This is a genomic window from Bacillus sp. EU55 (assembly GCF_038005925.1).
Classification (GTDB): domain Bacteria; phylum Bacillota; class Bacilli; order Bacillales; family Bacillaceae; genus Bacillus; species Bacillus velezensis.
On record NZ_JBBOUE010000001.1, the window covers coordinates 236,556 to 251,743 of the forward strand.

The window sequence follows — 15,188 nt, forward strand, 5'->3', positions numbered from 1 at the left end:
TTCTGATATAAAAAAGGCGTGCCGCGGTGTAAAATGGCTATATTGATAAATATGGAGGTTGAGATGGATCAAGATTATATGACTGAGCTTGTCTCAGTCCAGCTGAAGAAAATCCGGTCGGAGAGAGGCTACACACAGGAGAAAATGGCGGATGTGATCGGCCTTTCTAAAAAGTCGCTGGTGCAGATTGAGAAAGGGCGGGCGCTTGCGGAATGGCCGCACGTTGTGGCGGTTTGCGCGCTTTTCAGATCAAGTGAAACACTGCAATCCGTATTAGGAGATGATCCGCTGGAGGTCATTGAAACGGTTGCTCACCGCACAATTGACAGGCCGAAGGGGAAGACGATGGGCGGCAAGGTGTGGTGGAAAGCCATCGAGAAAAAAGGCGAGTTCCGCTTGCAGCAGCATTTGATTTCCCACCATTACCGCATCCTTGATTCCTATGATGATCTGTGGTTCAGCAGTTTTGAAAAGGCAGAGGCTTTAGAACGGCTTGATGAGCTGTTTTTGGAGGCGGAAGAAGCGAAGCGCTGAGCACCTCCGGTTGATGTATTTTCTGACAAGTGGGAAAATATATATAAATTCCAGCCAAAGGAGAGATTCGAATGAAGCCTGAAGATATCGTCCGAAGCGGCCCGAATCAGTACATATGCAAGGAAGGAATCGCAAAAGAACTTCCGGGGCTGCTGGAGACATTCAGAAAACCCGTTATTGTGGCCGGAATCAAATCCTATCAGGCGTTCTCCGATTACAGCGGCGGTTCTTCCTGGGATGTGATTCAGCATAAAGGATACTGTTCACCTGAGACGGTGCGTAAGGTCTGTGAGCAGGCGGAAGACGCGGATGTGATCATCGGTATCGGAGGCGGCACGATTTTGGATTTGGCAAAAGCGGCGGCAGACCGGCTTGATATAGAGGCTGTGATGGTTCCTTCCATTGCGGGGACGTGTGCGGCAAGTACGCCGTTAAGTGTCATGTATGATGAGAACGGCAATTTTATCAGAGTGGATTATCATAAGCGTTCAAGCTATTTGACGCTTGTTGATCCGCTGTTTTTACTTTCCTCTCCCATTGAATATATGAAAAGCGGGATCGGTGATACGCTGGCGAAATGGTATGAGGCTGAGGCGGTCATCAGAAATACGGAGGAGGCGGCGCCGCTGATGGCGCAGGCGGGGCTGAGACAGGCGGAATATATCCGTAATCTGTTATTGCGTTACAGTGAAGCGGCCGTCGGAAGCATGGAGAAAGGCGAGCTGTCCGTGCCGTTCATCCATACGGCGGAAACGATCATTATGCTTGCGGGAACGGTCGGCGGGTATGGCGGCCGTTTGTGCAGGATGGCAGGGGCGCATGCGGTCCACAACGGACTCAGTTTTCTCCAGGAGACACATCAGGTGCTGCATGGCCAGAAGGTTGCTTACGGCATATTGGTGCAGCTCGCGCTCGAGAATCGGAGACCTGAGATTGAGGAGCTGCTTCCGTTTTACCGCCGGCTCGGTTTCCCTGTCAGCCTCTGTGATCTCGGCATCCTTGACAACCATGAGGAAGCCAAGCGCCGTATTGCTTCTCACGCCTGCCGGGCGGAAGAATCGTTATGTTTAATGGGGCAATATCGCGAGAAGGACGTGTCAGCTGCGATTGAATCGCTCGAATCAGCGCAAAAGACAGGATAGAGCTTGTCATCTATCTTGTCTTTATTTTTTGAATATTTCCGTTATAATGAGTGGGGTATAGAAAGGGAGGGGCCAAAGGACATGTATCAGGCGAAGAAGATGTTGTTATTAGGATCAGGCGAGCTGGGGAAAGAAGTCGTCATTGAAGCGCAGCGGCTCGGGGTTGTCACTGTAGCCGTTGACAGCTATGAGCATGCTCCCGCCATGCAGGCCGCGCACAAAAGCTATGTGATTGATATGCTTGATAAAGCGCAGGTCAGAGAAGTCATTGAGAAAGAAAAACCGGACTTGATCGTGCCGGAAGTGGAAGCCATTGCGACGGATGAGCTGCTGAAGCTTGAGGAAGAAGGTTTTCACGTCATTCCGAATGCGCGTGCGGCAAAGCTGACGATGGACCGTGAAGGCATCAGACGGCTTGCGGCAGAGACGCTTCATCTTCCGACTGCCGGCTATGAATTCGCGAATACATATGAAGAATTTAAAGAAGCGGCGGAAACAATCGGCTTTCCGTGCGTGGTAAAGCCGCTGATGAGCTCTTCCGGAAAAGGGCAAAGCGTGTGCCGCTCGGCTTCCGGGCTGAAAAGCTGCTGGGACATGGCGATGGAAGGCGGCCGGGTGAAAAACGGCCGGGTCATCGTTGAGGAATTCATTCCGTTTGAATCAGAAATCACTCTTCTGACAGTGCGCGCGGCGAACGGTACGTCCTTTTGCGCGCCGATCGGACATGAACAAAAAGACGGTGACTATATTGAATCATGGCAGCCTCATCATATGACGGAACAGCAGATCAAAGAGGCGAAACACATTGCGAAAAGCATAACGGACGAGCTCGGCGGATACGGTTTGTTCGGGGTGGAGCTTTTCCTTACTGAAGATAAAGTATATTTCAGCGAGGTGTCTCCCCGTCCGCATGATACAGGGCTCGTTACGCTTGTAACGCAGAATTTGTCAGAGTTTGCGCTGCATGTCCGCGCGGTATTGGGATTCCCGATTCCGGAAATCACTCAGCTGTCGCCGGGGGCAAGCCGTCCGCTGAAGGCGCCAAAAGAGCTTGCTGATTACGCGGTTGAAGGTTTGGAGAAGGCTTTGGGGGTAAAAAGCACTCAGGTCCGCGTATTCGGTAAACCCGTCACGAAAGTTGGACGCCGTATGGCGGTTGCACTTTCTGCAGCTGAGACCGTTGAAGAAGCCAGAGAAAGAGCGGCCGAAGCACTCAGTCATTTATCAATTACATAAAATGATCTTAAAAGGCGTTTTTACCGTAATGGTAAGGCGCCTTTTTTGTTTGGACAGACTATATACTGGAAAACGGGGTTGTGAGATAATGTATGAGGCCGTTTTGTGCCGGCTTTTTAATTCATGAAACTTTTTATGTCCGCAATCGTTATATGTAATGTTCTCATTTCACGGAGAAGGAAATAACAATACATCATACGGCTTTTCATTCATCAAGAACGGACAATCCGGATCGCGGCATGGAATATTTAAGCAGGGTAATCCGGAATAGAGGAAACCATGATTGCTTACCTTAATATGAACGGCGAAAAAACAAAAATCACCAGATTAGATTGTTCAAATAACACCAAATGCTGTATAATAAAAGAATTTGAATGATAGCATTGAAAGAATTCCATTTTATGTTTCCGTAAAATGAATTCTTTATTCATACGCAGTCCGATTTGATATGGTTTTAATTGGAGGTTTGTGTAAACTGTGAATTATATACCTAGTATGATTACAATTGGAAATTTTATTTGCGGGCTCTTATCGATTCATTCCCTTTTGTATCATAATATACACTCTGCGGTGATCTTTATTTTCACCGGGATGTTTCTTGATTTCTTTGACGGTTTGGCCGCCCGTAAGCTGAACGCGGTATCGGAGATGGGAAGAGAGCTTGACTCCTTTGCTGATCTCGTGACGTTCGGCGTAGCGCCGTCCATGCTCGCTTACAGTGTTTCACTATATACGATTCCGTTCATCGGAATTTTAATCGCGCTTTCCTACAGCATCTGCGGGATGATCCGTCTTTCCAGATTTAATATTGAACAAAGCAAGCTGCCGACGTTTATCGGGATGCCGATTCCGTTTGCGGGTATGTGTCTTGTCATTTTGAGCTTTATCAATAACGCTTTTCTTCTGGGGGCGGGAACGATCGCGCTCGGTTATTTAATGGTCAGCAACATTAAATTTCCGCACTTTAAAAAACAGGCGCCTGAAAACCTGGAGAGCAGAAGATGGAATTAGTTCAGCAATTAATATCCGATTACGGATATATCGCAATTTTTCTTATGCTGACACTCGGTATTATCGGATTGCCTATTCCGGATGAAGTCATGATGACGCTTGTGGGCTACTTCGCTCATTTAAACGTGCTGAATTACGGGCTCTCCATTCTGATCAGCTTTATCGGAGCGCTCCTTGGGATGATTATCAGCTACTTCATCGGCAGAAAAGCCGGCCGGCCGTTTATTAATAAGTTCGGAAAATGGGTCGGCCTGAAGGAAAAGAGGATGGAGAAAGTAGACAGGTGGATGAAGAAGTACGGGCCGTACACCATTATTTTAGGTTATTTCATCCCCGGCATCAGACACGTGACCTGCTACTTTTCCGGAATCGGCAGAATGGAATTCAAAACCTACTTATGCTTCGCCGCCATCGGAGCGTTTTTATGGTGTTTTATTTTTATTACTATAGGAAAATTCATAGGAGTAATCAATGTTTAATACTGCCGCTAAAGTTCTTTATCGTTCATTGATTGAACTGACTAATAATCGATTGACGTCTTATCTCATTAAAAACTTCTGTGAATCGAAACTGAGCAAGCCGATGATTCCGCTGTTTTCCAAACACTATCGCATCAACTGGAATGAAACGGAACGCACGGCTTCTGACTTTGATTCACTGGCGTCATTTTTTATTCGTGATATTAATTTGAATCTCCGCCCCGTGGCAAAAGAGAAGAACGCCATCGTCAGCCCGGTGGACGGCGTCGTTCAGACGGTGGGCATGATTAATCCCAATCAAACTTTCATGGTAAAAGGGAAGGATTATTCGTTCGCTGAACTGACGGGGTTTAAAAGCGCCGATCACAAGTATAACGGCGGGTGTTTTGCCGTGCTTTACCTGAGCCCGAGACATTACCACCGCTTCCATTCTCCCGTCAGCTGCACGTATCAGAAGCTGGCCGAGCTGGGGAAACGCTCCTATCCCGTTAATACGATGGGGTTAAAGTACGGGAAAGATGTGCTCTCAAAAAATTACCGTTATGTGTACGAGCTGACCCGTGCTGATCAGCAGATGCTCATGATTCCGGTAGGTGCGATGAATATTAACTCGATCGTTCAGACAAACACCGGAAACAGGCTTGAGACGGGGGAAGAGCTGGGCTATTTTTCATTTGGATCGACCGTTATTTTAGTATTCGAGAAAGATATGTTTACCCCTTCGGATAACCTGACTGAAGGCCGTGAATTACAGGTCGGCCAGATCATCGGTTATGCGGAGTCACAGGAGGAGGCGTCCGCTTTATAAAAGCTGCTCCTCTTTTTTATATGGTGTAAGGAAGTGAACATTATGGAAGAAAAGGATTTGGCAAAGCTGATAGAACAGTACCGGCATACAGGCGATCAGCAAATTCTTGAAGCCGTGCGGGACGCATGCCGGCCTGTCGTTGAGGCGCTCATCTCAGAACTGGCTGAAGACAGCGCCGATCTTCTGCGGACAAAAGGCCGTGAACGTTTTCCGTTTATTATCGGCAAGTATCAGACCGCGGCCGGCCTTTCGCTTGAGACCTTTTTGCGCAATACGTATCGGTTTTATTTTCAGCAGGTTTTAAAAGGCGAAGCGTGACTGGAAGAAAGAGTACGGACGGAAATGTTCATCTTTCGCCCGTTTTCCTGTATGATATAGTAGAGTGTGCGATCATTAATATAATTGAACAGGGTGTATAAATCATGGAAAAACAATATAGAGTTTTACTTTATTATAAATATGTAAAGATTGATGAGCCTGAGGAGTTCACGGCTCAGCATTTGAAGTTTTGTAAGGAGCTCGGTCTGTTAGGCCGTATTTTGATTTCTGAGGAAGGCATTAACGGTACGGTGTCCGGAACGGTTGAACAGACGGAACAATACATGAATGCGCTGAAAGCTGATCCGCGCTTTGCCGACATGCCGATCAAAATTGACGAGGCTGACGGACATGCATTCCGCAAAATGTTTGTGCGCCATAAAAAAGAATTGGTGACGCTTCGTCTCGAAGATGATGTTGATCCGAATGTCACGACGGGCAAGCATTTGAAACCGAAAGACTTTTATGAGCAAATGCAGGACCCTGACACGATCGTGATCGACGCCAGAAACGACTATGAGTATGATCTCGGTCATTTCCGCGGAGCGGTCAGACCTGATATTGAGGCGTTCCGTGAGCTGCCGGACTGGATTGAAGAGCACAAAGACATGCTTGAAGGCAAAAAAATCCTCACGTACTGCACAGGCGGCGTACGCTGTGAGAAATTTTCCGGCTGGCTGCTGAAGAAGGGCTTTGAAGACGTGTCCCAGCTTGACGGCGGTATCGTCACTTACGGTAAAGATCCTGAAGTGCAAGGGCAGCTGTGGGACGGACAGTGCTACGTGTTTGACGAAAGAATCAGCGTACCGGTCAACCGCGTAGAGCACGTTATCATCGGAAAAGATTATTTCACGGGTGAGCCGTGCGAGCGTTATGTGAACTGCGCAAATCCGGCATGTAATAAAAAAATGATCTGCACACCTGAGAATGAATACAAATACATGCGCAGCTGCAGTCACGAATGCCGTACGAACGAACGCAACATGTATGTGAAAGAGCACGAAATGACTCAGGAAGAAATCAATGAACGCCTTGCTTTGATTGAAAAAGAGGATCATGCGGCGATTGATTAATAGAAAAGACCACCAATAAGGTGGTCTTTTTTGTGTTTACATACTTTCTGTCCGGGCGGTCTGGTCTGCCGTGACGGGTCCTTTATATTTGAATGCTTTTTCCCACTTGGACACGACAATGCAGGCGACCGCATGGCCGGGCACGTTGACGCCGGTTCTCGCCATGTCCATGACGCGGTCGACACCGGCAATGATGGCGACGCCTTCCGCAGGGAGACCGACGGCATTCGCTGTCGCCAGAAGCACGACGAGTGAGCCTGACGGGACGGCGGCAATGCCTTTGCTTGTCATGACGAGGACAAGCATCATCAGAAGCTGCTGAGAAAGCGGCATTTCCACATGAAACGCCTGCGCCAGAAAAATACAGGACACCGATAAATAGAGGCTTGAGCCGTCACAGTTCAGCGATAAACCTGACGGAACCACAAAGGAGACGACCCGCTTCGGACAGCCATATTTCTCCATCCGATCCATCAGCTGAGGCAGAATGGTTTCTGTGCTTGTCGTGGAGAAAGCGATCAAAAACAGATCCCAAATCATTTTTAGCACTTCAAAGTATTTGATTTTAAAGATAAGCCCCACGATCGGAAACAGAACGAAGAGTATCAGGAACAGCCCGAGGAACACAGTGCCGATCAGCTTCAGCATCGGAAGCAAAAGCGCGATTCCGAATTGCCCGACAGAGGCGGCCATCAGGGCGAGAACGCCGATCGGAGCGGTGACCATCACCATCTGCGTGAGTTTGAACATAATATTTGCCGTGGATTCGAAGAAACTCATGACAGGTGCGGAGGCTTTGCCGATGCCGGCTGCGGCAACACCGAATAAAATCGCGAAAAAAATGACGGCGAGAAGATCGTTTTTCGCCATGACGTCAATGATGTTAACGGGGATAATATCAAGAAGCATTTGTTTCAGGTCGACTACTTTTTCCGTATAGCCGGAAAGCTCGTGAATATCTTTTTTAGCAAGATGAGAGAGGTTAAGTCCGACTCCCGGCTTCAGCACGTTCGCCAATAACAGACCGAGCGCCAGAACAAGCGTCGTAATCACTTCGAACCAAATAATCGTTTTGATGCCGAGACTGCCCATTTTTTTCATACTGCCGCTGCCGGCGGCTCCGATGACAATGGTTGAAAACACGATCGGCACGACAATCATTTTAATCAGGCGGATAAATCCGTCTCCGACGGGCCGCAGCGCCATCCCGAAATCCGGGAAGAAATGGCCGATCAATGCTCCGATGGCTAAAGCGATCAAAATCTGGAATGCGATAAATTTTTTCAAGCGAATCCCCCTTTTACTTGCGCATTTCATACGTAATTCGTGAAGCAGGCGGCAACCACCTTCCTATCCGCCATAAATTTGTCACATTATTGACTGTGCGAAAGAAAGGATTGCTTTACATTATGTAAGCGCAATCATTTAATATGACAGAAAGTCCTCATTGGAAAAAATGAAGGAGAATAAAATAAAGTTAGATTTTCGCTTGAAAATATCAAAAATTGTGATAATTATCCTCTTATAAGTGGTATATTTGATATGATACGGTCAACTGCATTCTCATATATCTGTGCATACAAGATTCGGACAGAGAAAACAGGCAGCTTATAAAAGACTGAAAATTTAAACAATTACAAGAAAGGTGTGCTTTTGTTGAATCAACTGATTGAAAGACGTAAGGTCACAGCAAGAAAAGAAAAACCGGATTCCGCTTCATTGGGATTTGGCAAGTACTTCACTGATTACATGTTTGTCATGGATTACGAAGAGGAGAGAGGGTGGCATGATCCGAGAATCACACCTTATGAACCGGTCCATCTGGATCCTTCCGCATCGGTTTTCCATTACGGGCAGGCCGTATTTGAAGGGCTGAAGGCTTACAGGTCAGAAGACGGCCGGGTGTTGATGTTCCGTCCTGACCAAAATATAAAACGGCTGAATAAATCGTTACGGCGGATGAGCATGCCGCCTCTTGACGAGAAGCTGGCGCTGGAAGCATTGATACAATTGGTGGAGCTGGAGCAGGAATGGATACCGATAGAAAAAGGAACCTCTTTATATATCCGTCCGTTTGTGATTGCGACTGAGCCTTCTTTAGGCGTCCGGCCTTCAAAGCGTTACAAGTTCATGGTTGTTCTGACGCCTGTCGGTTCGTATTACGGCGATCAGCTGAAACCGATCCGGATTTATGTGGAGGATGAGTATGTGCGTGCCGTCACCGGCGGAGTGGGCGACGTCAAAACGTCCGGAAATTATGCGGCCAGCTTACAGGCTCAGCGGAAAGCCGAAGAACTGGGGTATGATCAGGTGCTTTGGCTCGACGGGGTGGAAAAGAAATATGCCGAAGAGGTAGGGAGTATGAATATCTTTTTCATCATAAACGGAGAGGCCGTAACGCCGGCGTTAAACGGAAGCATTCTCGGGGGCATCACACGCGCATCTGTGATAGAGCTGTTAAAAAGCTGGGGCATCCGTGTCAGGGAAGAACAGGTCGCCATTGATGACATCTATGAGGCTGCGATGAGAGGCGAGGTGTCAGAGGTATTCGGTACGGGAACCGCGGCCGTCATCTCGCCGGTCGGCGCGCTGCACATTCACGGAGAAACGATTGAACTGAATAACGGTTTGATCGGTGAAGTGTCAGAAAGGCTCTATGAAACGATTGCCGGCATCCAAGTCGGGAAGGTGCGGGATTCGTTCAGATGGGTGGTTGAAGTATAAATGAAAAGGGGCTGGGACAAAACCCACCTCTAAGACGAAAAAAACGGTGAAATTTTACGACGAGTAAACTTTCACCGTTTTTGATTATTTTACAATAAAAAATAAGGACAACTTCTGATAAAATTAAGTTACCATACAAAATCTAATCAGAAAGAAGTGTCCTTATGTTTAAAGATTATACCATGAATCAAATCGTTTTGCCTTTAGATTTAGAAGTAAAGTTACAAAATAATGATATTGCCTACCATGTCCATCATTTAGTGGAAAGTATCCCTCAAGAAGCGTTTGAACCATTTCTTCGAAATGAAGGTTGTCCTGCCTATCATCCACGCATGATGCTTAAAATTATTCTATGTGCCTACACTCAATCTGTCTTTTCAGGGCGTAAAATAGAGGCCCTATTAAAAGACAGTATCCGTATGATGTGGTTAGCTCAAGGGTATGAACCAAGCTACCGTACAATTAACCGATTTCGTGTTCAACCAGTAGTGAAAGATTTAATCCGTCAATGTTTCATCCAATTTCGCTGCCAATTGATTGAAGAAAAACTGATCGATCAAGAAGCGATATTTATCGATGGTACAAAGATTGAAGCGAATGCGAATAAATTTACGTTTGTCTGGAAGAAAGCGATTGAGAAATTTCATCAGCGTTTAATTGATAAGTCAAACCAGTTGTACAATGAGTTGCTTGAGAACGAAATCATACCCCAAATGGAACGGGAAAGTGATGAACAGCTATCATTTGGAGAGCTCACTCAAATGGTTCAAAAAGTAGACGAAGTAGTGACCGAATATGATAAACAAATAGAAGCATCTTCAGACGTTACGGAACGAAAAGCCTTACGAAGGGAACGAAAATACCCGAAACAAGTGCGTAAACAGTTGATTGATTTTATCCTAAGAAAACGGAAGTACCAACAGGATCTTAAAATCTTTGGACCACGTAATAGCTATTCTAAAACAGATCTAGATGCGACATTTATGCGAATGAAAGATGATTATATGAAAAACGGGCAATTGAAAGCTGGTTACAATGTACAAATCGCAACGGAAGGTCAATATGCGCTTGCTTATAGTCTATTTCCAAACCCAACAGATACACGTACGTTAATTCCATTTTTAGATGAGATCGAGCAACATTATTTCGAGTTACCGAAACATATAGTTGCAGATGCAGGTTATGGTAGTGAACAAAACTTTAGTGATATTCTCTCAAACAGAAACCGAGAAGCACTGATAACATATAACATGTTTTTGAAGGAACAAAAGAAAAAGTACAAACAAAATACATTTAATCCTGATAACTGGGTATATGATCAAGAAACCGATACATATACGTGCCCTAATCAGAAACGTTTAGAATTTCAATATCATTCTGTCCGAACGGACGCTACAGGTTTCCAAAGGAGTTTCAAAGTCTACGAGTGCGAAGACTGTTCAGGATGCCCATTCCGTTCATCATGTACCAAGGCAAAAGAAGGAAACAATCGAAAACTAATGGTGAACAAAAAATGGGAACAGCAAAAAGAATATGTGAGAGCGAAGCTTTCAGAAGAGAAAACGAGTGCCATCTATCGAAAACGTAAAACCGATGTGGAACCAGTTTTTGGATTCTTGAAGGCTAATTTGCGTTTCACTCGATTTTCTGTACGAGGAAAATCGAAGGTAGCAAACGAAATGGGTCTCGCATTAATGGCAGTGAATTTAAGAAAATTCACTGCCAACTTCTAAGGTAATAGAAGAATTTATACATAAAAATAAAGAAAGATGAATTTGAGTACCCCCAAATTCACCTTTCTCATTATTTGAAGCTAGTTTTGTCCCAGCCACTTTTCGGTTATTGGGATTTTACGGCTTGCACGCGGGCTCTGCTTTTCCGGTTTTTCAAGTAATAAGCGGTGTAGCAAACGGCCATAAATGCAATTCCGCAATAAAGGGCGATGGCCTGGTTCGGATCAAAAGCGATGCCGATACAGGAGGCGAGGCATAGGAGAAAGGCCGCTATCGGTACGGCCGGATATCCCGGCGTCCTGTATTTCAAGTCTGAAAGCTGGTGCCCTTCTTTCAGAAACCGTCTTCTGAACAAAAATTGCGATGCGGCGATGCTCATCCACACAGCCACTACCGCAAATCCTGAGACGGAGACGAGAACAAGATAGACTGTATCCGCTGCAAATACGCTTGACAACAACGACAGAATGCCGCCGATCATACTGAAGATCAGAGCGTTAAAAGGAATGCCTTTAGAGGTCAGCCTGGCAAAGGCGGGATGAAGCTCCCCTTCTTTAGACAGGGACCACAGCATACGTGATGACGCGTACAGCCCTGAATTGGCCGCAGACAGAAGCGCTGTTAAAATGACGAAATTCATCAGATCGGCCGCATAAGGCACGCCGACTCTGTCAAATACCGTGACGAACGGGCTTTCAATCACACCGGCTTCCTTGATGGAGATCATCCCTGACAGCACAAAAATCGTTCCGATAAAGAAAAGCGCCAGCCGCCAGACTGTGGTTTTAATGGCGCGCGGAACGGTTTTTTCCGGATCGGCGCTTTCCCCTGCGGCGATTCCGATCAATTCCGTCCCTGAAAAAGCGAAGTTTACTGAAAGCATTGTCATCAGTATCGGGAAAAAGCCATTTGGAAAAAGGCTGCCGCCATCCGTAAAGTTCGACAGCATAGGTGCGGCCTCACCGCTTTTCATCGGGACGATGCCGAACATCGCCGCTCCGCCCAATAAAATAAACAGTAAGATGGCTAAGACTTTAATGCTTGAGAACCAAAACTCCGATTCAGCAAAAAATTTCACGGAGAAGGCGTTTAATAAAAAGATGAGAAGAGCGAATACCGCACTCCACATCCAAACTGAAGTATGCGGGAACCAGCGCTGCATGAAAAGCCCGGCCGCCGTGAATTCAGAGCCCAGCGCCACCGCCCACGTCAGCCAGTACAGCCATGCGACCGTAAAGCCCGTCGCCGGCCCAATATAGGTTTTCGCATAAGTATGGAATGCGCCCGTCACGGGCATAGCTACTGACAGTTCACCAAGGCAAAGCATGACAAGATAGACGATGCCCGCGCCCAAAAGGTAAGCGAAAATGGTGCCCGCCGGACCCGCCTGATGAATGGTATACCCAGAGCTTAAAAACAGCCCCGTTCCGATCACACCTCCGAGTGATAGCATAAAGAGGTGTCTGCTTTTCATACTTCTCTGAAAATTCGTCTCGTTCTTGTTGTTCATTGTTTTCCAACTTTCTGCGAGGGCCGTTCTAATAAAAAATCTCATGCCGGCGAACGGCACGAGATTCCGGCGAACCGGCTTTTTGAATAGAATATACAAACTATTCCGATTAGTCAAGTTGTTTTTAAGGTCTTGGCCCAATCGGCAATGGCCTGAATGTCCGCAGGTTTCGTCCGGCAGCACCCTCCGATCAGGCTCACGCCGTTTTCGTACCAGCTTTGCGCGCTTTTTCCGAAATGGTTTTCGCACGCTGCGCCTTTCCAGGTTTTTGTCACTGGGTCATATTGTTCGCCGGAGTTCGGATAGGCGATAATCGGTTTGGACGTTGCCCGTTTGATTTCTTGTACCAGCTGCGGAATATGTTCGATCGGTGTGCAGTTGATGCCGATCGCTGCGATTTGGCTGCAGGAGTCAAGCAGGGCCGCGCATTCGGAAATAGGCGTGCCTTCGCTGATATGCCGTCCGTCTTTGGCGCTGAAGCTGATCCATGCATAAGTGCCGGGGAATTCCTCCAGCAGCCTTGTGATCGCTTTTGCTTCTGACAGGCACGGAATGGTCTCGCAGGCCAAAAGATCGGCGCCGGATTCTATGAGAGCTTTCATCCGGGGGCGGTGAAAGCTGATCAGCTCATCCTCCGTCAGTCCGTAATGCCCGCGATATTCTGAGCCGTCAGCGAGGCTCGCGCCGTAAGGTCCGATAGAAGCGGCGACCAAAGGTTTGGGCCGGTGTAAACGGTTTTCTTCATGCGCCCAAAATTCATCGCGTGCATGTGCGGCAAGTTCAACAGATGTCTGAATGAGACGTATCGCATCGGCTTCAGGGATGCCGCGCGCTGCAAATCCTTCGATTGTCGATTGATAACTGGCGGTGATCGCGCAATCAGCGCCGGCGGCAAAATATTCTGCATGCACCTGTTTGATCAGTTCGGGCCTCTCCAAAAGAATTTTGGCCGACCACAGATCGTCATGTAAATCACACCCCATCCGCTCAAGCTCGGTTGCCATCGCGCCGTCTATGATCATCACCGGGTATTCATTTAATATTTGTGTAATGGGATTCATAGGCCTTCCTTTCTGACTTTACTGAAAATATATAAAAAGGGTAATGGACGCTTTTCTCTTTGTCAATGAACCGGCAGAAAAAAGGTGTTCAGGACGCTGCCCGAACACCTTTTGTTTAGGAAATGTGTTTGCCTTTCGCACTTTTCGCGATGTCTGAATACTCCCAGCATTCGATCCCTTCATCATCAGGGAGCACATCTCTGTAAAAGACGGGGTCCTTTCCGGCTTTCTTTTGCCGGACATAATCGCTCAAAGCGGCAAACGCTTTTTTCGACAGAAGGAAAATCGCGATTAAGTTCACGACCACCATTAAGCCCATGAACAAGTCAGCCATATCCCACACAAGCTGGACTTTGGAAATACAGCCGAACAGTACCATTCCGAGCACGCAGATGCGGTAAATGAACAGCCATTTTTTGTTCTGGCTTAAAAATCCGATATTGGTTTCTCCGTAATAATAGTTGCCCATCAGAGCGCTGAAGCCGAACAAAAGCATTAAGACGGCAAGGAAACCTGACGCCCACGCGCCGACATGGTCGCTCAAGGCGGCCTGAGAAAGCGCGATGCCGCTCAGTCCCGGCTGGTGATAAGCGTCTGAAAATAAAATGATAAGCGCCGTGCTTGTACAAATGACAAGCGTATCCGTCAGGACGCCGAATGCCTGAATGAGCCCCTGTTTCACCGGGTGGCTCGTCGTAGCTGTCGCCGCCGCGTTCGGAGCGCTTCCCATACCCGCTTCATTTGAGAAAATCCCGCGTCTTACACCTTGCATCAAGGCCGCACCTAAAGCGCCGCCCGCTGCCTGATCAATGCCGAACGCATTTTTTACGATTAGCGACAGAACGCCGGGCAATTGGGTGATGTTCGTCAGAATGACAAAGAAAGCGACACCGATATATAAAACGGCCAAAACGACTACGATGTATTCCGCCATTTTCGCAATTCGTTTGACGCCGCCGAAGATTACGCCGCCGAAAACCAAGATTAACATAATGCCCAATGTAAGCCGGCTGGTGCCGAATGCGTTTTGAAAGGCGACGCTGATCGTATTGGATTGAACGGAATTAAAAACAACCCCGAATGACAGTGTGATTAATACGGCGAACAGCGCGCCCATCCAGCGTTTCTTCAGGCCTTTTTCCATGTAATAGGCCGGGCCCCCGCGGAATCCGTTTTGATCTTTTACTTTATAAATTTGGGCCAGCGTGCTTTCAACAAAGCTTGAAGCCGAACCGATGACTGCGATAATCCACATCCAGAAAATAGCGCCCGGACCGCCGAGTGCGATCGCAATGGCGATTCCGGTAATATTCCCGGTTCCGACACGCGCCGCCATACTGATGCAAAATGCCTGAAACGGGGAAATGCTGTTTTTTGTCCGGGCGGCCGCGCCTTCCTTCAAAACCCGGATCATTTCCTTCAGCATGCGGACTTGCAGACCCTTTGATCTGAACGTAAAAAACAGTCCCAGAGAAAGAAGCAGTACGATTAACAGTTTTGACCATAAAAAATCATTTGCCGAGCCGATTACATTTTCAAGGAATTCCTGCATCCAATCA

At 47.2% G+C, this 15,188-nt stretch carries 14 protein-coding genes; 10 read left to right on the forward strand and 4 right to left on the reverse strand.

The genetic code is table 11. The annotated features are described in order from the left end of the window. Positions 1 to 63: 63 nt before the first annotated feature. The 8 genes from NYE50_RS01315 (at position 64) to trhO (ending at position 6,601) form a co-directional block, all read left to right on the forward strand. Complete coding sequence (locus NYE50_RS01315; RefSeq protein ID WP_003156718.1) at positions 64 to 534, forward strand: helix-turn-helix transcriptional regulator; 471 nt, start codon at positions 64 to 66, stop codon at positions 532 to 534. 71 nt (positions 535 to 605) lie between these two features. Continuing rightward, entirely contained in the window at positions 606 to 1,676 is a 1,071-nt protein-coding gene (locus NYE50_RS01320) for an iron-containing alcohol dehydrogenase family protein (protein ID WP_224988744.1), read from the forward strand. 81 nt (positions 1,677 to 1,757) lie between these two features. Next, positions 1,758 to 2,912: a phosphoribosylglycinamide formyltransferase 2 gene (gene purT, locus NYE50_RS01325; protein WP_032870218.1), complete on the forward strand. Its 1,155-nt coding sequence runs from the start codon at positions 1,758 to 1,760 to the stop codon at positions 2,910 to 2,912. Positions 2,913 to 3,389: 477 nt separating this feature from the next. Then, on the forward strand, positions 3,390 to 3,923 hold the full coding sequence (gene pssA, locus NYE50_RS01330) for a CDP-diacylglycerol--serine O-phosphatidyltransferase (RefSeq protein ID WP_007409002.1): 534 nt from the start codon (positions 3,390 to 3,392) through the stop codon (positions 3,921 to 3,923). Then, positions 3,914 to 4,402, forward strand: a complete 489-nt coding sequence (locus tag NYE50_RS01335; protein WP_003156711.1) for a DedA family protein — start codon at positions 3,914 to 3,916, stop codon at positions 4,400 to 4,402. The genes pssA and NYE50_RS01335 overlap by 10 nt, the downstream gene beginning before the upstream one ends. After that, positions 4,395 to 5,210 carry a phosphatidylserine decarboxylase gene (locus NYE50_RS01340; protein WP_015239079.1) on the forward strand — a complete coding sequence of 272 codons (816 nt, stop codon included), beginning with the start codon at positions 4,395 to 4,397 and terminating at the stop codon, positions 5,208 to 5,210. The genes NYE50_RS01335 and NYE50_RS01340 overlap by 8 nt, the downstream gene beginning before the upstream one ends. A gap of 42 nt (positions 5,211 to 5,252) precedes the next feature. Further along, entirely contained in the window at positions 5,253 to 5,528 is a 276-nt protein-coding gene (locus NYE50_RS01345) for a hypothetical protein (RefSeq protein ID WP_014416812.1), read from the forward strand. 104 nt (positions 5,529 to 5,632) lie between these two features. Then, positions 5,633 to 6,601 carry an oxygen-dependent tRNA uridine(34) hydroxylase TrhO gene (gene trhO / locus NYE50_RS01350; RefSeq protein WP_014416813.1) on the forward strand — a complete coding sequence of 323 codons (969 nt, stop codon included), beginning with the start codon at positions 5,633 to 5,635 and terminating at the stop codon, positions 6,599 to 6,601. 36 nt (positions 6,602 to 6,637) lie between these two features. On the opposite strand, the gene gltP is transcribed toward trhO, so the two are convergent. Continuing rightward, entirely contained in the window at positions 6,638 to 7,888 is a 1,251-nt protein-coding gene (gltP, locus tag NYE50_RS01355; RefSeq protein ID WP_007409006.1) for a glutamate-aspartate/proton symporter GltP, read from the reverse strand. A 369-nt stretch (positions 7,889 to 8,257) separates the two neighbouring features. Between gltP and NYE50_RS01360 the strand changes: the two genes are divergently transcribed. Both NYE50_RS01360 and NYE50_RS01365 read left to right on the forward strand, forming a co-directional pair. After that, entirely contained in the window at positions 8,258 to 9,325 is a 1,068-nt protein-coding gene (locus NYE50_RS01360; protein WP_015416722.1) for a branched-chain amino acid aminotransferase, read from the forward strand. A 164-nt stretch (positions 9,326 to 9,489) separates the two neighbouring features. Then, complete coding sequence (locus NYE50_RS01365; RefSeq protein WP_340762868.1) at positions 9,490 to 11,058, forward strand: IS1182 family transposase; 1,569 nt, start codon at positions 9,490 to 9,492, stop codon at positions 11,056 to 11,058. Between the two features lie 106 nt (positions 11,059 to 11,164). Here the strand turns inward: NYE50_RS01365 and NYE50_RS01370 are convergent, their stop codons facing one another. The 3 genes from NYE50_RS01370 to NYE50_RS01380 form a co-directional block, all read right to left on the reverse strand. Next, complete coding sequence (locus NYE50_RS01370) at positions 11,165 to 12,568, reverse strand: amino acid permease (protein ID WP_224988810.1); 1,404 nt, start codon at positions 12,566 to 12,568, stop codon at positions 11,165 to 11,167. Between the two features lie 113 nt (positions 12,569 to 12,681). Next, a complete protein-coding gene (mmuM, locus tag NYE50_RS01375) occupies positions 12,682 to 13,629 on the reverse strand; it encodes a homocysteine S-methyltransferase (RefSeq protein ID WP_224988812.1) in 948 nt (315 codons plus the stop codon). Positions 13,630 to 13,744: 115 nt separating this feature from the next. Beyond that, a complete protein-coding gene (locus NYE50_RS01380) occupies positions 13,745 to 15,181 on the reverse strand; it encodes an alanine/glycine:cation symporter family protein (RefSeq protein ID WP_095061516.1) in 1,437 nt (478 codons plus the stop codon). Positions 15,182 to 15,188 lie beyond the last annotated feature (7 nt).